Raw genomic sequence first — 20,496 nt, 5'->3', positions numbered from 1 at the left:
GAAAACCTCACTGCATCAGGATTTCGGACGCGACCTTGACGACATCGCCGGGCTGCAGAAGGGCGTTTTCATCCACCTTCACTTCCTTCGGCTTGCCGTTTTCCTCACGCACCACGACATAGCTGATCGTGGCGGATTTTCCCGAGGGATCGAAACGGATTGCCTCGGCCGATTGCGCCAGCGCCTCCGACATCAACTCGCGACTGGTGGTCAGCTGCAGATTGAGCTTGTCCAGTTCCGCTTCTGTATCTTGCAATTCTTTCGAGCGTTGCGCCACCCAGTCGTTACGCAGGTTGATTTCATCCTGGGTCGCCTTGTTGATGTCCTGCTTGGCACGCAGCGACTGCGTGTCGATATCGAGCAGGGTGGATTCCACCTCCGCCGCACGTTCTTCCGCAGAAATACGCCGTTGCGACAGCGCAAGCCCCTGCTCGTTCAACCGGTTGACGCGGTCGCGGTCCTCATTGGCGAGCTGAAGCTGGCGGTTTTGCGTTTCCGACTTTTTCTTCAGCGATTCGACTTCGCTTTCCAGAAGCGCATGCAGATCCGTCAGCGCCTTGAGCTGCAAGGTATAACGCTCGGTCCGGGATTTCATCAGCGCGCTTTCGCTGGCCAGAAGCGTATCGATCTCGGCGATCTTTTCCATTTCCGGCGTCTTGGCGATGTTTTGATCACCCTTCACCTCGGCGACAAGCCGCGCCTGGCGGGCGAGCAGCCTTGCCCGCTGGTTGTCATAAACGGCAGCATCGCCGCGCGCATTGATGAAGTCGCGGGCAAAACGCTGCCCGGCGTCGGAACGCCTCAGGCCGCCGGCAAGGCTGACGGCCTTCAACACGGTGAGATTGGCGGCATAGGGGTATTCGCCTGGAGTCTGCACGTCGCCGCTCAAAAAAATCGGCCGGAACTGGGCGATTTCGACGGAAGCCGACGGCAGGTTGCGAAGCGCGAACTTGCTCTGAAGCTGCGCGCCGATCGCTTCACCGACTTCCGAGGGCGTTTTACCCGCGACGTCAAGCTGGCCGATAAAGGGCAAGGACAGCGCGCCGGACGGACCAACGGAATAATCGCCGTTGATGACGTCCCAGTTGCGGATGCTGCCATCGGCGGGCTGCCATTCCGCAACGCGAATGCGCAGCTTGTCAGCGGTACCGAGCGTATAGTTGGCGCCATCCGCAGCCAATGCGGAAAGCGGCGCTCCAAATGCGACGGATGCGGCAAGCAGAAGAGCGGCGAAAGTCTGTCCGGCGGTTTTTGTGGCAAGCGGACGGCTGGTGGCGGCAAAAAGGCCGTTCATCGGGAAACTCCCTGTTTGCGGATCGCCACGCGGGCGATCAGGCGATAGAGCAGCCGGACAAGGCCGGCTGCGCAGCGCCGCAAAAAGCGGCCATTACGATTTACACCAATGACGCACCCGAAGACCGGACTTGGGATCCCGGTCGGGGTGCGTGTCAAAACAAAGATCGATAAAGCCAAACTCAATATCGGTATCAGTAGCTTCCGCGCGAAAGGCACACGGCTGGAATGGTCTTGACGATGATGAAGACATCCTGTCGCATCGACCAGTTCTGAACATATTGGGTGTCGAAAGCCACGCGGGTCTTGTAGCTTACGTCGTTGCGGCCGCTGATCTGCCAGAGGCCGGTCAGGCCCGGACGGGTGCTGAGATAATAAGCGGCATCGCTTTCGTAGTAGCTCAGTTCCTCGTCAACGACGGGGCGTGGGCCAACGACGCTCATTTCACCGCGGACGATGTTGAGGAGCTGCGGCAGCTCGTCGAGGCTGAGCTTGCGCAGAACGGCGCCAACCGCGGTCACCCGCGGATCGTTCTTGAGTTTGCGGGTGGCGCGCCATTCCTCGGCGGCCTCCGGGTTCGCGGCAAGATATTGCCGCAACATCTCGTCGCCGTTCATCGCCATCGTCCTGAATTTCAGGCAATGGAAATAACGGCCGTTGTGTCCCACACGCCGGTGGCCATAAAAGACCGGGCCGGGATCGGACAATTTTACCAGTGCGGCGATCAACAGGAAAATAGGGCTGAAGATGAGCAGCGCAAGCACAGCCGATGCCATATCGAAGCTGCGTTTTGCGATGCCCCCGATAGGGAAACTGACATCGAAATCTTCGGAACTGCTGAGTGTCTGTTCAGCCGATTGGGTCGCGGACTTCATAGAGAGAACTCCATTTATGTTTTGCGATTGGTCGGTGCCCGGAGGCGCGTCTTTCCGTCTAAAAGAGATAACAAGTCTGTGTTCGGAATTTGATGCTAATGGATTTTTTGTAAGGCACATTGCCTATCACCGTCTATGCGATTTCTTGCGGGAGCCGCCGATCACCGTCCGGGCAATATTAAGGGTTGCATAAAAAAGCAACAAATGTGCCGGCGGCCATGTGTTGAGAGCATGGGTATCGTTCCCGCATGTATTGCGTTTTCGACCTCCGGCAGTCTTTTCTTATGTGTTTCTTGTGACTTAATCAGGTGAGACAGGAACGCCAAGAACAGCCAAGGATGGAATGGACTATTAAATTTTTTTGCACCGCAGCAAGATTGCGGCAATGCATATAAAATTTGACATATTAGCCGGGATTTTTTTACCGGGTGGACTAGTTTGACCAAGAAAAAGCGATGTAGAAGTTGGAAGAGCGGCGCAAAAGCGGCAAAACAGTGGCAAGAATCTGTATTGAAGACCCACTGGATCGTAGAAAATCTTTCCAGACAGACCGAATTCTCTCAATTCGCATCGGCCTGATTGCTCTTCAGATGTAGCTTGATGCAAAAAACAGGGGAATCAAAAGGTAGGAGGCGTGCAGGCGCTGATGACCTCGCACGGCACGGGACCGACGCAACGGAAGCGATGCGGCCTGCGGCTTTCGAAATAATAGGCATCTCCCGGCCCGAGCACCCGCCTCTCTTCGTCCACCGTCACTTCCAGACGCCCCGAGAGGATTATGCCCCCTTCCTCGCCGTCATGGACCAGCGGCACCTTGCCGGTGTCTGCACCCGGCTGGTAACGTTCCTTCAGGATTTGCAGGCTGCGGCCGAAAACATTGTCGCCCACCTGCCGGAAGGATATCGGCCCCTTGCCGATCTCGACCAGTTCATCCGCTCGGTAAAAAGCCTTGCGGCTCGTCTCCGGCTCGAAGGCGAAAAACTCGGCAAGGCCGATCGGTATGCCGTCGAGAATACGTTTCAACGCACCGACAGACGGGTTGGAGGTGTTGGATTCGATCAGCGAAATCGTCGAATTGGTAACGCCGGCGCGTCTTGCCAGTTCGCGCTGGGAAATATTGTGTCGCAGCCGCACGTGGCGCAAACGCCCGCCTATATCCACCGACATGCTGCGGCCCCCGTTGCCGTTGTTCGAAATATCGAAAACTATCTCTCCCTCCTATAACATTTTCAATGGCTTGGCCACAGAAAGAAAAGGGCTTGTTCAGTCCGGAAAATAGCTTTCAATCACCGCAACGAACAGGAGGTGGCATGAAAGGGGCCGTACCCAGCATTGAAGGAACAGATATCTGAGATGGATATGATCTTGGGACAGTCACGCTTGGCGCCGTTTGGCTTACCTTATCTGGGTTTTGACAAACTCAGTGAAGGAGAGCAAAGCGTGACTACCCCTTATGATTATCACATCGGCGTGGATTACCACAAAAGCGACAGCCACCTTGTCGTGCAGGATTCTGCCGGGAAGACGTTACGATCCGGTCGCGTGAAGAATGACCACCAGTCTCTCGGTTTGTTCCTGGAACGGTATCGGGAGAACAGCCACGCGGTGGTGGAAGCCACCCGCAACTGGATGGTGATGTATGACTGGCTGGAGGACATCTGCGACGATGTCGTTCTGGCGCATCCACTGAAGGTTAAGGCGATTGCCGACGCCAGGATCAAGACGGACAAGATCGATGCGACGGTGCTTGCGCACTTGTTGCGCGCCGATCTTGTGCCGGAAGCCTGGGCTCCCGGAGAGAAGGCGCGGGAGTTGCGCATCGCGCTGCGCGAGCGGATGTTCTACGTGCGGCTGCGCACGATGACAAAGAACCGGATCGTGACAGTGTTCGATCGTTACCCGGAGCAGACGACGCAGTTGAAGAAGCTGGGCGACCTTTTCGGCAAGGCCGGCCGGCAGCAGCTCGCTACGATCAAGGTGTCAGATATCGATCGTATCCAGATCGACCGCGGGCTTGACTTCATCGGTGACATCGACGGGCGGATCAAGCAGTCGGAGATGACGATCAAGGCAATGACGAAGACCAACGGCAATGTGAAGCTGTTGAAGACCATTCCCGGCATCGGGGAGTTCTTCGCCCGGCTGATCGATGCCGAGATCGATGACATCGGCCGCTTCCGTAATCCGAAGAAGCTGGCCGCCTATGCCGGGCTTGTTCCTTCGACCTATTCGAGCGGTGGCAAGACCTATCATGGGAAGATCATCAAGCAGGGCAACAAATGGCTGCGCTGGGCCTTTGTCGAGGCGGTCGCCCCGGCCGTCGCCACCGACCCACAACTTCGTGCCCAGTATGAGCATCTGAAGTTCAAGGGAACCAACAAGGCGCGTGTCGCGGTCGCGCGCAAGCTTTTGACGATCGCCTTCCAGATCCTGCGTGACCAGCGCCCCTATGAACGGCGCGCTAATGGTGAGGAAGGCGCCTTGTCGACGATATCCCGGCTGTCCTGATAGTGGTTTAGCGAGCCCCGGCAGGTCTGGGCTGCGCTCTTACAGGAGAATGGGAAGCCGGGAGCCGAACGCCACTATGTGACCGAAGCCGGAAGGAAACGGCATCAGGGTCACGGATTGGAGAATGGTTCAAGACCGAAGGACGTAACATGCCGTCCTTCGAACGAGGAAGATTTTGTCGATCGGCCGAAACGCCGCTCAAAACATAACCGAACCCAGGGAAAAGCCACGCGGAACAAGCGTTTTTGCCCTTGAGTTCTTTCATTGGAGAACCACTATGGATAACCCGAGCCGATCAAATTCCACCTCGCTCGACAGCTATTGGATGCCGTTTACCGCCAACAGGCAGTTCAAGGACAATCCTCGACTGCTGACGAGCGCCGAGGGCATGTATTACACCAGCAATGACGGACGTCAGGTTCTCGATGGCACGGCTGGCCTGTGGTGCGTCAATGTCGGCCATGGCCGCCACCAGATCGCATCCGCCGTCAAACACCAGCTTTCGACCATGGATTATGCGCCCTCCTTCCAGATGGGCCATCCTGTCGCCTTCGAATTCGCCGAGCGTCTGGCGGAAATCGCACCCGGCCCGGAAGGTGCGAAACTTGACCGGGTGTTCTACACCGGCTCCGGTTCGGAATCGGTCGATACGGCGTTGAAGATCGCCATCGCCTATCAGCGCGCCATCGGCCAGGGTACCCGCAGCCGCCTGATCGGCCGCGAGCGCGGTTATCACGGCGTCGGTTTCGGCGGCATCTCCGTCGGTGGTCTCGTCAACAACCGCCGCGTTTTTCCGCAAATCCCCGCCGATCATCTGCGACACACCCACGACCTAGCGAAGAACAGCTTCGTCAAGGGCCAGCCCGAACATGGCGCCGAGCTTGCCGACGATCTGGAACGTCTCGTCGCCCTACATGGCGCCGAAACCATCGCCGCCTGCATCGTGGAGCCGGTGGCCGGCTCAACCGGCGTGCTGGTGCCGCCGAAGGGTTATCTGGAGCGCCTGCGCGCCATCTGCGACAAGCACGGCATTCTCCTGATTTTCGATGAGGTCATCACCGGCTTCGGCCGCATGGGCTCTTCCTTCGCCAGCAACTATTTCGGTGTGACGCCGGATATCGTCACCGCTGCCAAGGGGCTGACCAATGGCGCGATCCCCATGGGCGCGGTCTTCACCAGCCGCAAGGTGCACGATGCGCTGATGCATGGGCCGGAGAACCAGATCGAGCTGTTCCACGGCTATACCTATTCCGGCCACCCGGTCGCCTGCGCTGCCGGCATCGCTACGCTCGATATCTACCGCGACGAGGGGCTCTTTACCCGTGCAGCCGAATTGCAGGATGTCTGGCACGATACCATCCATTCGCTGAAAGGCCTGCCAAACGTCATTGACATCCGCACCATCGGCTTCATCGCCGGCATCGAGCTGCAATCGCGTGATGGCGCCATTGGTGCACGCGCCTATGACATCTTCGTTGATTGCTTCGAGCGCGGCCTGCTCATCCGCGTCACCGGCGATATCATCGCCCTTTCGCCGCCGCTGATCGCCGAGAAATCCCATTTTGACGATATTGTATCGATCCTCGGCGACGCGCTGAAAAGAGCAAATTAAAAATATACGAATCCATTACAGAAAGGCTGCAATAAAACTGCAGCCTTTCTTTTTGCCTTCGCCAAGGCCAGAACGAAGACATATTATTTATTAATCATATTCTATTATATTCCTGAAGTATAACCAACAGCAGGAACGGCTCCATGGCGTCGATTCAGAATAAAATAATATTAGCAAGCATTGCCATTTTTTCCATAACCGGAAGTGCCGCCGGCATCGGCATCTGGGCGACAGAGACCCTCAATCATAACAGCGAATATGTCTCGCTTTCCGCCGATGTACTGCGCAAACACATGCAGGCGGACATGATGCACGATGCGCTGCGCTCCGACGTGCTCGCCGCCATTCTCTCCACCGATGCCAGCATGGGTCTGGACCTCAAGGAGGTAAAGGCTGATCTTGCGGAACATGAAACCACCTTCCGCGAGATGATCGAGGCGAACAAGTCATTGTCAGCCGGCACGGACGTCAAGCCGGTCATCGACAGTGTCGAAAAGCCGCTTCTCGCCTATATCGACGCCGCCGATGCGGTTGTCAGTCTTGCCGGCACCGGCTCGACAGAAGCGATCAAGCTGATGCCGGAATTCATGCGGCAGTTTTCGACACTTGAAAAAGCGATGGAAACGGCGGGCGACCAGATCGAAGCCCTTTCCAACGCCGCCTCAACTGAAAGCGAAAAGACCAAGACGACAATCAATCTCATTTTGAAGGGGTTGCTGGTTCTGGCAGCGCTTTTCTCCGCCGGGCTTTTCCTTCTCACCCGCAAATCGGTCATCCGTCCCATCCTGCGATTGTCGGAGAACATGGAAACCCTTGCGGGCGGCGACACCTCACACCCACCTTCTGGCACCGATCGTAAGGACGAGATCGGCTCCATGTCCGGTGCGGTCGAAATATTCCGCCAGGCAGCGATTGCCAATCGCGCGCTCGAAGAACAGGCCGCAGCAGCCAGACAGCAGGCTGAAGCCGATCAGGAATCGGCACGGCGGCAGGCGGAGGAAGATGCCTCCGAACGGTTGCGCATCGCCACCTCCGGCCTTGCAGCCGGCCTGAAGCGGCTGGCGTCGGGTGATCTGGCCTTTCAGCTCGATGAGGCTTTCGCCCCTCAGTTCGAGGCCTTGCGGCACGATTTCAACAGCTCGGTGCGGCAACTCGCCGAAACGCTCTTCGCCATTTCCGACGGCATTGGCACGATTGACGGCAGCAGCCGGGAAATCGCCGCCGGCGCCGGCGATCTATCCCGCCGCACGGAAAATCAGGCCGCGTCTCTGGAACAGACCGCCGCAGCGCTCGATGAAATCACGGTCAATGTCTCGAACTCCAACAAACGCGCCGCCGAGGCACGCCTCGCCGCCACCGACGCCAACCACAGCGCACTGAAATCGGTCGAGGTGGTAGGCCATGCGGAAGAGGCAATGCGCCGCATCGAAACCTCGTCCCGGCAGATCACCGGCATCGTCGGCGTCATAGACGAGATCGCCTTCCAGACCAATCTTCTGGCGTTGAATGCCGGGGTTGAGGCTGCACGCGCCGGCGAAGCCGGCAAAGGATTTGCCGTGGTGGCGCAGGAAGTGCGCGATCTGGCTCAGCGCGCAGCAAAGGCCGCAAGCGAAATCCGGGACCATATCCGACAATCGTCGACGGAAGTGGAAAGCGGCGTGAAACTGGTTCTAGACACCGGCATGGCGCTGAAGGATATCGGCGAGCGCATCGCCGGCATCGACCGCCATATGAACGCCATCGCCACGTCGGCGGCCGAACAATCGACCGGTCTTGCCGAAATCAACGCGGCGGTGAACGCCATGGATCAGGCCACCCAGCAAAACGCGGCCATGGTGGAACAATCCACCGCGGCCTCGGCAACGCTCGCCACGGAGACGGCAAAGTTGCGGGCGCTGGTATCCCGTTTCCGTCTCGAGATGAAGAATGCCGGTGGCCGCGACATGATACGTCACGTGGCCTGAGGCTGAAGCGCTGGCGACTACGCCTTCATTCAGCCGCCATTTCCAGCCGCCGTCTCCGGCGACTGGAAATTTGTCTATCAGTAGGTCTGCATCGGTTGAGACAGGCCGTCACCGACCACGCCGCCGCCATATTGCGCCACGGGCACGCCCGCTTCGCCGATCGGCACGCCCTGCTGCGCAGGTCCGAGCGCCGTCACCACAATCGGCGTACCATCCGGCACCCGGTTGTATAGATCGACGATATCCTGATTTATGAGGCGCACGCAGCCGGAGGATACCGATTTGCCGATCGTCCACCATTCGGGCGAACCGTGCAGACGGTAGATCGTGTCCTTGCCATCCTTGAAGATATAGAGCGCACGCGCACCGAGCGGGTTCTTGAGGCCAGGCTCCATACCGCCATTGCGGCCGCTATAGGGTTCCAGTTCCGGCTGGCGCGCGATCATCTCGTCGGGCGGCGTCCAGCGCGGCCATTGCCGCTTGTACTGGATCACGCCGCGACCGGCCCATTCGAAACCAGCGCGGCCGAGACCGACGCCATAACGCATGGCCTGGTTGTTCTCATAGGTGAGATAGAGGAAATGGTTGGCGGTATCGACCACGATGATGCCGGGGCGCTCACCCGTTGGGTTTTCGACCATCTGCCGCAGGAACTGACGCGGGATCCGCTTGTAGGGAATTTCCGGCAACGGAAACTGTTCGTCCGGCTTGGGGCCGTACATCAGGGCATACATCGGATCGTCGGCGGGCGCGGCGGGCCGTGCGGTCTCGCGCGCCGTGGTGTTGCAGCCAGCAAGGCCGGCAAGCGCCAGTCCTCCGGCTCCAAGCAGGAAGCCCCGCCGGGTCGTTGTCTTGTCGTTCAATTGAAAAACCTCATTTACGTCATCTCGCACTGGCAAAGGGATCTGCCAGCGCCGCCTCGGGGCGGCTGATAGGGTACTTCGTGCCGGAAACCTGCGATGCCATGGACTTGGCACCGCTGGATTTCAGAATGGCACGGAAGCTCGGATGCATGCCGCCGTCTACATACGCGCTGATGGGGGCGGAAGTTCCCTCGTTCATCGCGGCGGCAAATTTTTGTTGCTCCTCGGCCAGTTTCGAAGCCACCAGCGGGTCCTGCTGGTTGAGCGCAGGCGGGCACGCCGCCAGCGGATCGGCGGGCTCGCCTTCGGCAAATTCGCTGTTGAAAACATATCGCCGGCCGCAAACCGAAACCTTCGGCTGACGGCGCGTCACCTCGAAATAGTCGTAGCCTTCCTTCAGTGTACGCCAGAACGGCATGTTGGGATCGTCCCGATGCGCCACCATGTTCCGCGCGCTCATGCGGAAAGGATAGGCCTGCACCTGAAAGCGGTCCTGCCCACCCTGCAGCGCGCGGGCGACGATGGCGTAGATCTCGCCGACCTGTTGATCGGTCATCGCGTAGCAGCCCGACGACGAACAGGCGCCGTGCACCATCAGCGCTTCGCCGGTGTAACCGAGCGCCGATTCCAGCCGGTTGGGATAACCGAGATTGAAGGAGACGTAATATTGCGAATTAGGGTTCAGCATGCCCGCCGAGACATGATAAAAACCTTCCGGCGCCTGGCGATCGCCCGTCTTCATCTTCGGCCCAAGCTTTCCGGACCAGCGGCACATCGGGTAGGCCTTGAGCAGAGCATAGTTTCCGGTCTTGTCGATCTTCCAGACCTCAAGTTCGCTTTCCTGCTTGAAGATGCGCACCAGAACCGGGCTTTCCGGGCGCATGCTCCTGGCGGACATCTGCGCCATCATCTTGGACGAGAGTTTCGGCGGGTCTTTCTTGACGCTGTCGAGACCCATGGAAGTGCACGCCGCAAGGCTACCGCCGATCGCGACGACCGCAGCTATTCTCACCCCTGCCTTTACCCTGTGCCGCAGCCCCGCAACTGCGAAGTCCAGCAATGCCTTCATGCCCATGGATCGTTCAGCCCGCCTGATTTGCCCGCCATTCCGGCAGACGCTTACCTAACGAAGGTGGCCATATGGCGGCAACCTCGCACCTGGACAAAGTCTCGTGAACAGACGTTACCCTTTCGTTAATCATAGGCACACAAGCCTGTGATGGCACGCCGCTACCGCAGCAGCCCCTGCCCGCCGTCGATCCATACCGGCGTGCCGGTTATATGACGCGAAAGGTCCGAAGCGAGAAAACCGATCAGTGCGGCGACATCGTCGCTCGATCCCGCCTCGCCGCCCGTGACCGGAATGTCGCCCGCCGGAAAACTGACCGGCACCTCGGTCTTTTCGCGCCCGCGTATGTCGGTATTGTCGTCGATCGCCGTTTCGATCTGCCCCGGACACACCGCGTTGACACGAATGCGATGACGCCCAAGCTCCAGAGCCAGTTGCTGGGCCATGGCAAGCTGCCCGGCCTTGGTCACGGAATAGGCCGTAGCGCCCGGCGAGGTGAAGGTGCGCGTGCCGTTGATCGAAGAGACAATGACAATGGAGCCACCGCCCGCCGCCTTCAGATACGGCACGCTGGCATGAACGGTGAGATAGGTGCCGCGCAGGTTGATGCGGATCGTATCATCCCATTCGGAAGGCTTCAGCTCGTCGATAGGCGCCCAGACACCGTTAACACCGGCATTGGCCACCACGACATCCAGGCGGCCGAACGCCCGCACCAACGTCTCGATTGCGTTGTGCATCGCGACCTCGTCCGCCACATCAGCGACAAGGACCTTCGAGGAGCCGGATTCAGCGGCAATCTCATGTTCCACCGCCTTCAGTTCGGATTCGGTGCGGCCGAGGAGACCGACGACAAAACCTTCCGCAGCCAGATGGAGGGCAGCAGCCCGACCGATGCCGGAACCTGCACCCGTGATGAGGGCGACCTTACCGTAAGCCAATGTCACAGCCCTCCTTTTCTGGAAGCGATCGAGGTGCCGACCGCCGAGACCGGATCGCTGGCTGGAAAGCTCTCTTCCAGCCCTTCATCCAGTTCCTCCTCCAGAATGTCGCGGTCCTTCGATGTGCGGGCGCTGGCCTGCCCGTGAGGGGCCTCATCCCGCGCTGTTCCGAGAGCGGAGAGTTGCGAGGGCGCATCCGCGATGACACGCGTTCCGAATGCCGTCAACTGGGTGATCACTGCGCTGGCGCGTTTAATGGCCTCCGCGTCGTCGATCCCTTTCAGACCGTCGGCAAGGCGAACCGAGACCTGCTCGCCGTCACGGCCGACGAATTCGACGGAGACGACACCGTTATCCCGTTTTACATAGGTCGTAGAAAGTTGCATGACATGCCCTCCGGTTTGGATCACTAAATCCTGAATTCACAACGATGGCGGAGCGGAAGGGGTTCCAGATGGATCAGGCCTTTGGCCCGGAAATGCAGGAGAGGTTCTTCCTGCGCGATGCGGTGGACGTGGCCCGCGCTCTCATCGGCGCGGAATTCCGCGTGGGCAATACCGGCGGCATCATCGTGGAAACCGAAGCCTATCATCCGGACGACCCGGCATCGCACAGTTTCAACGGGCAAACCCCGCGCAACAAAGCGATGTTCGGCCCGGCCGGCCGTCTGTATGTCTACCGGTCCTATGGCATTCACTGGTGCGCCAACTTCGTCTGCGCTCCCGGTTCTGCCGTGCTCCTGCGCGCCGTCGAACCCCTGACCGGCATGGACATGATGAAACTGCGGCGGGGAACCGACAAGCTGAAACTCCTATGTTCCGGCCCCGGCAGGCTTTGCCAGGCTCTGGCCATTACCGGAGAGATGGACGGGGCACCGCTGGACAGTCCGCCGTTTTTCCTCCGCCTGCCGAAGGAGGCTGCCGCCGTCACCAGCGGCAGACGCATCGGCATCAGCCGCGCAAAGGATTATCCGTGGCGTTTCGGGCTTGAAGGCTCGGCCTTCGTCAGCAAGAAATTCGAAAAGGTCTGAAAACCGATAGTACCTTCGGCGGTTCGTCGTTTTCATCGGGATTGGGCACCGGCACCTCGTCCGGCAATCTGTCGGGCTCCGGCTCCTTTACCGGCGGTATCTCAGGCTGCGGCGGTACCGGCATCGGCGGTTCGGGATAAGGTTCGACGGGGACGGTCGACATTGCGGCCTCCTGATATAAACGCTCTTTGTCCTACACGGACCGAGACTGCGCTTTCATCTGTTGGGACAGCGCAATCGCGCCGTCGCTACTCAGGCGGCGCAGCGTCAAATTTGCCCGCCGGTCAAATGCCGGTCAGGTCCCTTCGGTCCTTTGCGCCGCCCTGCGGGTCGTGCAGGAAAACGCGGGGAAGCGCCGGTCAGTTCCGTTTTTTAGGAAAGCTTTTGCGATGCTCAGGCAAAACCGAGCGCGCTACGGGAGATATCGCGGGTTTCGCAATAATCGCGGGAGTGGGCCTCGTGACCGTGCTCGCGAGCGGTGGAACGGTTCAGTTCCGGGCTTGGCACGTTGAGCAGCGCATCGGCGTAAGTGCCGGTTGCCTCCACGTCATCGATCACAGTCTGCTGTTGCGGTTTCAAGAATCCAAACATCCGTCCTCCTCCTCCTTCAACACGTCCCCTAAACGCGCTGATCCGGGTCCTGTTCCAAACGCCCGTGACAATTCCGATTATACATGAGATGGCGCTGGCGTATAGACGACGAAAGGCGAACGGCAATCAATTGACGTTCACAAAATGGAATGGAATCAGTGAGCTATGACGACAAGCTCAGGCGGGACCGACCGATTCCCGCAGGATCAGTTCCACGGGCCACAATTCCTGAACCTCGCGGACGGGACGACCGCCGACGATCTGCAAAAGCAGATCCGTCACCCGCATACCCGCCATGCGCATGGGCGAACGGGTGGTGGAAAGCGGCGGCATCATGCTTTCCGGCGTAAGGTAAGGAAACACGTCGTCATGGGCGATGACGGACACGTCCCTGCCGATCGTCAATCCCAATTGCGTTGCGGCGCGATAGACCCCCTGCGCCGTCATCATCGCGCCCGCAACGAAGGCTGTCGGGCGCGGCGTCTGCTCCAGCAGCGAGCGGGCGAAACGGAAAGCAGCATCCTCGCTGAAATGCTCGCTCATCATGAAGCGCGGGTCCGGCGTGATGCCGTGGGTGGCCAGCGCTTCACGAAAACCCTGTTCGCGGTCCTGCACGAAGGTGCGGCCGACAGGGCCGTTGATAAGGGCGATGCGACGATGACCGCGCTCCAGAAAATGGATGGTGGGCCGGTAAGTCACGTCATGATTGTCGATATCGAGCCAGGCATGCTCGAACGCCGTTTTCGAGCGGCCATGGACTATGAAGGGCACGCCCAGCCGGTTGAGCAGCGCGATACGCTCATCCGCCGGGCGCGGCGAATGCACGATGATGCCGTCCACCCGGCCGCTTGATGCCAGCCGGCTGAAAATCGCCAGTTCCTCGTCGAGATTGTTGTCGACGGTGACGCTGACGAGAATGTCGGTCTCTTCCCCTTCCAGCCGGGTCGCCATGCCGCCCATGAACTCCGAAAAGAAATGCCCGCCGCCGGACCGCCCCATGACGACGCCGATCGCGCCGGCCCTGCCGGTTGCCAGACGCACGGCATTGGCGTTGGGCCGGTAGCCGTATTTCAGCGCAGCATCCATCACACGCTGGCGCGTTTCCTCGCGCACCTCCGGATAGCCGCCCAGCGCGCGGCTGACGGTGGTGGGCGACAGCCCGACCTTTTCTGCGAATTCCTTGAGCTTCATGTTTTTTGCCAATTTGCCCTTGCATGCGTTGCCTCGGCAGATTTTTCAAGCCGACAAAAATTGAAAACGATTTCAATTTTTTCTCACCTGAAACCTTACAGTTCATTATTTCGAAAGGCAAACCGTGAAAATTGCATGCGAAAACTCCCGATTTTCCCGCTATCAGAAAGAGTATTGACAGATTGCTTGGCTTTTGCGAGCCTCATATCAGTCAAAAGCGCTTTCAATTTTGAGGATGATCGGAAGCGTCAACGGAGGAGTTTGACAATGAATATTTCCATGAAGACTTTGTTCCTGTGCGGCAGCGTACTTTCTGCGGCGGTTTCGGCGCAGGCGGCCGAACTTTCCATCGCCGCCAATTCGACCGGCAAGAACGTTGCGTTCTTCCGCGAGCGGATTGCCGCCTTCGAAAAAGAGACCGGCCACAAGGTCAACCTGGTCACCATGCCGTCGTCGTCCAGCGAGCAGTTCAGCCAGTACCGGCTGTGGCTTGCCGCCGGCAACAAGGATGTCGATGTCTATCAGACAGACGTGATCTGGGCGCCGCAGCTGGCCGAACAATTCGTGGATCTGACCGAGGCGACCAAGGATGTCATCGGCGATCACTTCCCCTCCATCGTGGCGTCGCAGACCGTGGACGGCAAGCTTGTCGCCATGCCGATGTTCACCGACGCACCGGCCCTGTTCTACCGCAAGGACCTTCTGGAAAAATACGGCAAGCAGCCGCCGAAGACCTGGAAGGAACTGAGCGAGACCGCCAAGGAAATTCAGGACAAGGAGCGCGAAGCCGGCCAGAAGGACCTCTGGGGCTTCGTTTTCCAGGGCAGCGCCTATGAGGGTCTGACCTGCAACGCGCTGGAATGGATAGCATCGGCCGGCGGCGGCCATATCGTCGAAAGCAATGGCGACATCTCGATCAACAACGAGAAGGCCGCAGCCGCCATCGAAGCCGCCAAGGGCTGGGTCGGCACCATCGCACCGCAGGGCGTACTCGCCTACAAGGAAGAGGAAGCGCGCGGCGTCTGGCAGACCGGCAACTCCGTCTTCATGCGCAACTGGCCCTATGCCTACGCACTCGGCAACGGCGACGACAGCGCGATCAAGGGCAAGTTCGGCGTCACCCCGCTTCCGGCGGGAGCAGAGGGTGAAGCCCCGGCTTCGACACTCGGCGGCTGGAACCTTGCCGTTTCGAAATATTCCGACGAGCAGGAAGCGGCCATCCAGCTCGTGAAGTTCATCGCATCCAAGGAAACCCAGAAGATGCGCGCCGTTCAGCTCTCCAACATGCCGACTATCGCTTCGCTATACGACGACAAGGATGTGGCCGCTGCACAGCCCTTCATGCCGACATGGAAGCCGATCTTCGAGACCGCCGTTCCACGTCCCTCCGCCTCGGCCAAGGTGAAATATAACGAGGTTTCCGCCAAGTTCTGGGGCGCTGTTCACAACACGCTCTCTGGCAACGGCACGGCCGCGGAAAATCTCGAACTTCTCGAGGTTGAACTGACCGATCTCAAAGGCAACGGCTGGTAATCCGGCTCGCGCGGGAAGCGGTCTTGCCTGATCGTTTCCCGCGCCCCAACCGCGAGATATTCCCATGAACGACACCGCCCTTCAAAGACCGGTCGCGGCATCCGGCACAGGCTCCGACCTTCAGTCGGAACGCCTGAAATCCGCCTGGCTTTTTCTTGCCCCGACGTTTCTGGTGCTTGCGATGGTGGCCGGCTGGCCGCTCGTGCGCACCGTCTGGTTCAGCCTCACCGACGCGTCGCTGACCAATCTCGACGGCGCGCAATTCGTCGGCCTCAAGAACTACCTCACCTGGATCACGCTCAGCAGCGGACGCACCATCTATCGCGGCCTGCTGGCCGATCCCGCCTGGTGGGGTGCGGTTCTCAACACGCTGAAGTTCACCGTCCTCTCGGTCAGTTTCGAAACCGTTCTCGGTCTCATCGTCGCACTGGTGCTGAACGCCGAATTCAGGGGACGCGGTCTGGTGCGCGCCGCCATTCTGGTGCCGTGGGCCATTCCAACCATCGTTTCGGCGCAGATGTGGGCATGGATGTTGAACGACCAGTTCGGCATATTGAACGACCTGTTCCTCAATCTCGGCCTGATCTCCAACAAGATCGCCTGGACCGCCAATCCAGACACCGCGATGGTCGCCGTGCTGATCGTCGATATCTGGAAGACGACGCCGTTCATGGCGCTGCTCATCCTTGCGGGTCTGCAAATGGTGCCGAAGGACATGTATGAGGCGGCCAAGGTGGACGGTATCCACCCCGTCAAAGTGTTCTTCCGCGTCACCCTGCCGATGATCCGGCCGGCACTCATGGTCGCCGTCATTTTCCGCATGCTGGATGCGATGCGCGTTTTCGACCTTATCTATATTCTGACGCCAAATAACGCCCAGACCCGCACCATGTCCGTGCTGGCGCGCGAGAACCTGTTCGATTTTGATAAGTTCGCCTATGGCGCCGCCGCTTCCACAATGCTGTTCCTCATCATCGCCTCGATAACAGTCGTTTACATGTGGCTCGGGCGCGTCAACACCGATGGAGCTTCGCGATGACCCTGCCAGGCATCCTGAAAACCACCGCCTTTTATGCGCTGGTCGCCATCATCATGGTGATATCCGTATTCCCGTTCTACTACGCGATCCTGACGAGCCTGAAATCCGGCTCGGCACTTTTCCAGGTCAACTACTGGCCCCGTGACTTCTCGCTGACCAACTACACTTTCGTCATCGGCAATGGCACTTTCCTGCGCAATCTCGGCAACTCGCTGTTCGTTGCATCTTCAGTCGTCGTGCTGTCGCTGTTCCTTGCGGTAACCGCATCCTATGCATTGGCTCGCGTTCGCTTCCGTGGACGCTCGCTGCTTCTGCTCACCATCCTGTCGGTTTCGATGTTCCCGCAGATCGCCGTTCTCGCCGGTCTGTTCGAACTGATCCGCTGGGCAGGCATCTTCAACACGCCGTTGGCGCTGATCTTTTCCTACATGATCTTCACCCTGCCCTTCACGGTGTGGGTGCTGACAACCTTCATGCGCGACCTGCCGATTGAAATCGAGGAAGCGGCGATCGTGGATGGCGCGACGCCATGGGTCATCATAACCCAGGTCTTCATGCCGCTGATGTGGCCGGCGCTGGTCACGACAGGGCTTCTCGCCTTCATCGCAGCATGGAACGAGTTCCTCTTCGCGCTCACCTTCACCTCATCGAACGAACAGCGCACGGTGCCGGTCGCCATCGCACTTCTTTCGGGCGGCTCGCAGTTCGAAATCCCCTGGGGAACGATCATGGCGGCATCCGTCATCGTCACCGCCCCGCTCGTCGTCCTCGTTCTGATCTTCCAGCGACGCATCATTTCCGGCCTCACCGCCGGCGGCGTCAAAGGCTAGGAGAAATTAAAATGACCACCATTCAACTGCGCGATCTTCGCAAATCCTTCGGCGCCTTCGATGTCATCAAGGGCATCGACATGGATATACGCTCCGGCGAATTCATGGTCTTCGTCGGCCCTTCCGGCTGCGGCAAGTCCACGCTGCTGCGTCTCATCTGCGGGCTGGAGGAAATCACCGCCGGCACGCTTTCCTTCGACGGCGCGCCGGTCAACCGCCTGCCACCCGCCAAGCGCGGCGTCGCCATGGTATTCCAGTCCTATGCGCTTTATCCGCATATGACTGTGTTCGAGAACATGGCATTCGGCATGAAACTGTCAGGCGCAGACAAGGAACAGCGCCGCAAGCGCGTGGAGGCTGCCGCCGAAATGCTGCAGCTCACGCCCTATCTGGAACGCCTGCCGAAGCAGCTTTCCGGCGGCCAGCGCCAGCGCGTCGCCATCGGCCGCGCCATCGTGCGTGACCCCAAGGTGTTCCTGTTCGACGAACCCCTGTCCAACCTTGATGCCGCGCTGCGCGTTGCCACCCGTCTCGAAATCGCCAAGCTGCATCGCTCGATGCATGACACGACGATGATCTACGTCACCCACGACCAGGTGGAGGCCATGACGCTGGCTGACCGCATCTGTGTTCTACGCGACGGCCGTGTCGAACAGATCGGCACGCCGCTGGAGCTTTACGAAAGCCCTGTTAACACCTTCGTCGCCGGCTTCATCGGCTCGCCGAAGATGAACTTCCTCGCAGGCAAATATGCCGAGACGGAAGGCGCGGCCACCATCGGCATCCGGCCCGAACACCTTTCCATCGCTGCCGGTGAGGCCGGGTGGAACGGCGAAATCATCCATTCGGAAATGCTGGGATCGGACAGCTACATCTATGTCGAGATCGGCGCAGGCGAACCTGTCGTCGTCCGCGAGGAAGGTGTGACCGACCGCAAGCCAGGAGAGCATATCGTCCTCGTGCCTGATGCGGCGCAAATCCACCGTTTCGATAAGGAAGGCCAGGCGCTCGCCCGAAATCCCGTGCGGGGCGCGGCCTGAACAGTCAACTTTCGCCGGATCACCCAAGCTTCCGGCTTTCACCAAGGAGCATGAAAATGACCATCAACACCGTTGTATGGGGCGAGAATATCCACGAACACATCAATGAGACGGTGCGTTCGATCTATCCTGATGGCATGCACAACACCATTGCCGACGCGCTGAACACGAACCCGGAAATCAATGCCACCACCGCAACGCTTCAGGAGCCGGAACACGGACTTTCGCAGGAGCGTCTGGACAAGACAGACGTTCTCGTCTGGTGGGGCCACAAGGACCACGGCGCGGTAGAGGATGAGATCGTCGAGCGCGTCGCCAAGCGCGTATGGGAAGGCATGGGCCTCATCGTCCTGCATTCCGGCCACTTCTCCAAGCCGTTCAAGCGGTTGATGGGCACCCCCTGCGCCCTGAAATGGCGCGAGGCCGGCGAACGCGAGCGTCTGTGGACGATCAATCCGCGCCACCCGATCGCAGCCGGCCTGCCCGAGCATTTCGAGCTGGAAAACGAGGAGATGTATGGTGAGCAGTTCTCCGTGCCGGAGCCGCTGGAAACCGTCTTCATCTCCTGGTTCCAGGGCGGTGAAGTCTTCCGTTCCGGCCTCACCTGGCGTCGCGGCGCGGGCAATATCTTCTATTTCCGCCCCGGCCACGAAACCTATCCGACCTATCACGACGCCAATGTGCAAAAGGTCATCAGCAACTCGGTGAAATGGGCCTATAATCCGGCCGGCGCGCTGACGAGCATCCACGCTGCCCCCAACGTTCCCGTCGACAAGGCGCTGGAGCCTATCGAGGAACGCGGTCCCAAGCTGCACAAGGCAGGCGAAGCAGGTTACAGGTAAAAATCCATGAGACTTCTCATTCTCGGAACGGGCGGCATGGCCAACAACCATGCCACATATTTCTCGCAAATCCCCGGCGTCGAACTGGTGGCGGCGGTGGATGTGGACGATGTGGTGGTGCGGGCCTTCGCGCTTCGCCACAACATTCCGCTCTCCTTCACCTCGCTGGACGACGCGATTGCCTGGGGCGAATTCGACGCGGCGGCGAACGTCACGCCGGATGCCATTCACCACCCCACCAGCCTTAAATTGCTGGCGGCGGGTAAACACGTTTTCTGCGAAAAGCCGCTGGCGGAGAATTACGCCAAAGCCGCCGAAATGGCAGACGCAGCCGAAAAAGCGGGCCTCGTCGCCATGGTCAACCTCACCTATCGCAATGTCGCCCCCTTGCAGGCGGCACGCGAAATGGTGCTGGCCGGCAAGATCGGCAAGGTGCGCCATCTCGAAGCCTCCTATCTCCAGAGCTGGCTCGTTTCCAAGGCCTGGGGCGACTGGATGACGGAAAGCAAGTGGCTGTGGCGGCTTTCCACCAAGCACGGCTCCAACGGCGTTCTGGGTGATGTCGGCATCCACATTCTGGACTTCGCCTCCTATGGCGCCGGCAGCGATGTAGAGCGCATCTTCACGCGGCTGAAGACCTTCGACAAATATGAGGGCAACAAGATCGGCGCCTACGATCTCGATGCCAATGACAGCTTCACCATGACCGCCGAACTGGAAAACGGCGCCATGGGCGTCATTCACGCCAGCCGCTGGGCGACGGGCCACCTCAACGAACTTCGCCTGCGCATCCATGGCGACAAGGGCGCGCTGGAAGTCATCCACACGCCGGATTATTCCAGCCTGCGCACCTGCGTTGGCGAGGATGTTGAGAAGGCGATCTGGAAGACGATCGATGTCGATCCGGTGCCGACGAATTACGAAAAATTCGCCAAGGCCGTCATGGAAGGCGGCGTCGCCGACCCAGACTTCCGCCACGCGGCAAACTTGCAGAAGGTGCTCGATCTCTCGATTGTCGCCGACCGTGAGAGGCGTGAAGTGGCCGTTTCGGTCTGATGCTAAGGGGCGTCATGCGGCACAACGTTGCCGCATGTTTCTTCTCCCCGCCGGGGAGAAGGTGGCCCGAAGGGTCGGATGAGGGGGCAAGCTCTCGGCCTATTGCTGACGTCGCCCCCTCATCCCGCTGCCGCGACCTTCTCCCCGGCGGGGAGAAGAAAGCAAGACGGACCCGCTCGCCCAGCACATCGCGCCCTTTTCTCGGACAGAACACGGTGG

20 protein-coding genes are annotated in these 20,496 nt (G+C 59.5%); 10 read left to right on the top strand and 10 right to left on the bottom strand.

From position 1 onward, the window contains the following. Positions 1–7 precede the first annotated feature (7 nt). From RS75_RS04475 to RS75_RS04465, 3 genes are all read right to left on the bottom strand, one after another. Positions 8–1,294 (bottom strand): polysaccharide biosynthesis/export family protein, encoded by a 1,287-nt coding sequence (locus RS75_RS04475; RefSeq protein WP_045017764.1) that lies wholly within the window; start codon positions 1,292–1,294, stop codon positions 8–10. Positions 1,295–1,487: 193 nt separating this feature from the next. Then, complete coding sequence (locus RS75_RS04470; protein ID WP_045017761.1) at positions 1,488–2,168, bottom strand: sugar transferase; 681 nt, start codon at positions 2,166–2,168, stop codon at positions 1,488–1,490. A 618-nt stretch (positions 2,169–2,786) separates the two neighbouring features. Further along, positions 2,787–3,335, bottom strand: a complete 549-nt coding sequence (locus RS75_RS04465) for a cupin domain-containing protein (RefSeq protein WP_045017758.1) — start codon at positions 3,333–3,335, stop codon at positions 2,787–2,789. Positions 3,336–3,608: 273 nt separating this feature from the next. Here RS75_RS04465 and RS75_RS04460 point away from each other — a divergent pair, with 273 nt between their 5' ends. The 3 genes from RS75_RS04460 (at position 3,609) to RS75_RS04450 (ending at position 8,252) form a co-directional block, all read left to right on the top strand. Further along, on the top strand, positions 3,609–4,676 hold the full coding sequence (locus tag RS75_RS04460) for an IS110 family RNA-guided transposase (protein ID WP_045017882.1): 1,068 nt from the start codon (positions 3,609–3,611) through the stop codon (positions 4,674–4,676). Positions 4,677–4,953: 277 nt separating this feature from the next. Then, positions 4,954–6,288, top strand: a complete 1,335-nt coding sequence (locus tag RS75_RS04455) for an aspartate aminotransferase family protein (RefSeq protein WP_045017756.1) — start codon at positions 4,954–4,956, stop codon at positions 6,286–6,288. A 143-nt stretch (positions 6,289–6,431) separates the two neighbouring features. Continuing rightward, a complete protein-coding gene (locus RS75_RS04450; RefSeq protein ID WP_045017754.1) occupies positions 6,432–8,252 on the top strand; it encodes a methyl-accepting chemotaxis protein in 1,821 nt (606 codons plus the stop codon). 77 nt (positions 8,253–8,329) lie between these two features. On the opposite strand, the gene RS75_RS04445 is transcribed toward RS75_RS04450, so the two are convergent. The 4 genes from RS75_RS04445 to RS75_RS26745 all read right to left on the bottom strand — a co-directional run bounded on the left by RS75_RS04445 (position 8,330) and on the right by RS75_RS26745 (position 11,511). Beyond that, complete coding sequence (locus tag RS75_RS04445; RefSeq protein ID WP_045017751.1) at positions 8,330–9,115, bottom strand: L,D-transpeptidase; 786 nt, start codon at positions 9,113–9,115, stop codon at positions 8,330–8,332. A 19-nt stretch (positions 9,116–9,134) separates the two neighbouring features. Next, a complete protein-coding gene (locus RS75_RS04440; protein ID WP_045017748.1) occupies positions 9,135–10,190 on the bottom strand; it encodes a L,D-transpeptidase family protein in 1,056 nt (351 codons plus the stop codon). 155 nt (positions 10,191–10,345) lie between these two features. Beyond that, positions 10,346–11,131 (bottom strand): SDR family oxidoreductase, encoded by a 786-nt coding sequence (locus RS75_RS04435; protein ID WP_045017745.1) that lies wholly within the window; start codon positions 11,129–11,131, stop codon positions 10,346–10,348. Next, positions 11,128–11,511 carry a hypothetical protein gene (locus tag RS75_RS26745; RefSeq protein WP_045017742.1) on the bottom strand — a complete coding sequence of 128 codons (384 nt, stop codon included), beginning with the start codon at positions 11,509–11,511 and terminating at the stop codon, positions 11,128–11,130. The genes RS75_RS04435 and RS75_RS26745 overlap by 4 nt, the downstream gene beginning before the upstream one ends. 68 nt (positions 11,512–11,579) lie before the next feature. Here RS75_RS26745 and RS75_RS04425 point away from each other — a divergent pair, with 68 nt between their 5' ends. Next, on the top strand, positions 11,580–12,155 hold the full coding sequence (locus tag RS75_RS04425; RefSeq protein WP_045017741.1) for a DNA-3-methyladenine glycosylase: 576 nt from the start codon (positions 11,580–11,582) through the stop codon (positions 12,153–12,155). Here RS75_RS04425 and RS75_RS27045 read toward each other — a convergent pair. The 3 genes from RS75_RS27045 to RS75_RS04415 all read right to left on the bottom strand — a co-directional run bounded on the left by RS75_RS27045 (position 12,130) and on the right by RS75_RS04415 (position 13,937). After that, complete coding sequence (locus RS75_RS27045) at positions 12,130–12,318, bottom strand: hypothetical protein (protein ID WP_052679652.1); 189 nt, start codon at positions 12,316–12,318, stop codon at positions 12,130–12,132. The genes RS75_RS04425 and RS75_RS27045 overlap by 26 nt on opposite strands. Before the next feature lie 230 nt (positions 12,319–12,548). Next, positions 12,549–12,746, bottom strand: coding sequence for a hypothetical protein (locus RS75_RS04420; RefSeq protein ID WP_045017739.1), 198 nt, complete (start codon positions 12,744–12,746; stop codon positions 12,549–12,551). A gap of 177 nt (positions 12,747–12,923) precedes the next feature. Continuing rightward, positions 12,924–13,937 carry a substrate-binding domain-containing protein gene (locus RS75_RS04415; RefSeq protein ID WP_045017737.1) on the bottom strand — a complete coding sequence of 338 codons (1,014 nt, stop codon included), beginning with the start codon at positions 13,935–13,937 and terminating at the stop codon, positions 12,924–12,926. Positions 13,938–14,204: 267 nt separating this feature from the next. Here RS75_RS04415 and RS75_RS04410 point away from each other — a divergent pair, with 267 nt between their 5' ends. From RS75_RS04410 to RS75_RS04385, 6 genes are all read left to right on the top strand, one after another. Next, entirely contained in the window at positions 14,205–15,470 is a 1,266-nt protein-coding gene (locus tag RS75_RS04410; protein ID WP_045017735.1) for an ABC transporter substrate-binding protein, read from the top strand. Between the two features lie 64 nt (positions 15,471–15,534). Next, the gene (locus RS75_RS04405; RefSeq protein ID WP_045017733.1) at positions 15,535–16,509 is read left to right on the top strand and encodes a carbohydrate ABC transporter permease; all 975 of its coding nucleotides are present in this window, start codon (positions 15,535–15,537) and stop codon (positions 16,507–16,509) included. Beyond that, positions 16,506–17,339, top strand: a complete 834-nt coding sequence (locus RS75_RS04400; protein ID WP_045017731.1) for a carbohydrate ABC transporter permease — start codon at positions 16,506–16,508, stop codon at positions 17,337–17,339. The genes RS75_RS04405 and RS75_RS04400 overlap by 4 nt, the downstream gene beginning before the upstream one ends. 11 nt (positions 17,340–17,350) lie before the next feature. After that, positions 17,351–18,379, top strand: coding sequence for an ABC transporter ATP-binding protein (locus tag RS75_RS04395; RefSeq protein ID WP_045017729.1), 1,029 nt, complete (start codon positions 17,351–17,353; stop codon positions 18,377–18,379). Positions 18,380–18,435: 56 nt separating this feature from the next. Further along, positions 18,436–19,221, top strand: coding sequence for a ThuA domain-containing protein (locus tag RS75_RS04390; protein ID WP_045017726.1), 786 nt, complete (start codon positions 18,436–18,438; stop codon positions 19,219–19,221). Positions 19,222–19,227: 6 nt separating this feature from the next. Beyond that, complete coding sequence (locus RS75_RS04385) at positions 19,228–20,277, top strand: Gfo/Idh/MocA family protein (protein ID WP_045017724.1); 1,050 nt, start codon at positions 19,228–19,230, stop codon at positions 20,275–20,277. The last annotated feature ends 219 nt before the right edge of the window (positions 20,278–20,496 follow it).

The sequence above is a fragment of the Rhizobium nepotum 39/7 genome (assembly GCF_000949865.1).
GTDB lineage: Bacteria > Pseudomonadota > Alphaproteobacteria > Rhizobiales > Rhizobiaceae > Agrobacterium > Agrobacterium nepotum.
Note: the sequence above shows the minus strand (reverse complement) of the source record. Positions and strands in the feature narration are given on the sequence as shown.

Excerpts from the sequence above, each read along its gene's own strand:
- RS75_RS04475 (WP_045017764.1), bottom strand. The coding sequence starts at position 1,294 with ATGAACGGCCTTTTTGCCGCCACCAGCCGTCCGCTTGCCACAAAAACC.
- RS75_RS04470 (WP_045017761.1), bottom strand. The coding sequence starts at position 2,168 with ATGAAGTCCGCGACCCAATCGGCTGAACAGACACTCAGCAGTTCCGAA.
- RS75_RS04465 (WP_045017758.1), bottom strand. The coding sequence starts at position 3,335 with ATGTCGGTGGATATAGGCGGGCGTTTGCGCCACGTGCGGCTGCGACAC.
- RS75_RS04455 (WP_045017756.1), top strand. The coding sequence starts at position 4,954 with ATGGATAACCCGAGCCGATCAAATTCCACCTCGCTCGACAGCTATTGG.
- RS75_RS04450 (WP_045017754.1), top strand. The coding sequence starts at position 6,432 with ATGGCGTCGATTCAGAATAAAATAATATTAGCAAGCATTGCCATTTTT.
- RS75_RS04440 (WP_045017748.1), bottom strand. The coding sequence starts at position 10,190 with ATGGGCATGAAGGCATTGCTGGACTTCGCAGTTGCGGGGCTGCGGCAC.
- RS75_RS26745 (WP_045017742.1), bottom strand. The coding sequence starts at position 11,511 with ATGCAACTTTCTACGACCTATGTAAAACGGGATAACGGTGTCGTCTCC.
- RS75_RS04425 (WP_045017741.1), top strand. The coding sequence starts at position 11,580 with ATGGATCAGGCCTTTGGCCCGGAAATGCAGGAGAGGTTCTTCCTGCGC.
- RS75_RS27045 (WP_052679652.1), bottom strand. The coding sequence starts at position 12,318 with ATGTCGACCGTCCCCGTCGAACCTTATCCCGAACCGCCGATGCCGGTA.
- RS75_RS04420 (WP_045017739.1), bottom strand. The coding sequence starts at position 12,746 with ATGTTTGGATTCTTGAAACCGCAACAGCAGACTGTGATCGATGACGTG.
- RS75_RS04415 (WP_045017737.1), bottom strand. The coding sequence starts at position 13,937 with ATGAAGCTCAAGGAATTCGCAGAAAAGGTCGGGCTGTCGCCCACCACC.
- RS75_RS04410 (WP_045017735.1), top strand. The coding sequence starts at position 14,205 with ATGAATATTTCCATGAAGACTTTGTTCCTGTGCGGCAGCGTACTTTCT.
- RS75_RS04405 (WP_045017733.1), top strand. The coding sequence starts at position 15,535 with ATGAACGACACCGCCCTTCAAAGACCGGTCGCGGCATCCGGCACAGGC.
- RS75_RS04400 (WP_045017731.1), top strand. The coding sequence starts at position 16,506 with ATGACCCTGCCAGGCATCCTGAAAACCACCGCCTTTTATGCGCTGGTC.
- RS75_RS04395 (WP_045017729.1), top strand. The coding sequence starts at position 17,351 with ATGACCACCATTCAACTGCGCGATCTTCGCAAATCCTTCGGCGCCTTC.
- RS75_RS04390 (WP_045017726.1), top strand. The coding sequence starts at position 18,436 with ATGACCATCAACACCGTTGTATGGGGCGAGAATATCCACGAACACATC.
- RS75_RS04385 (WP_045017724.1), top strand. The coding sequence starts at position 19,228 with ATGAGACTTCTCATTCTCGGAACGGGCGGCATGGCCAACAACCATGCC.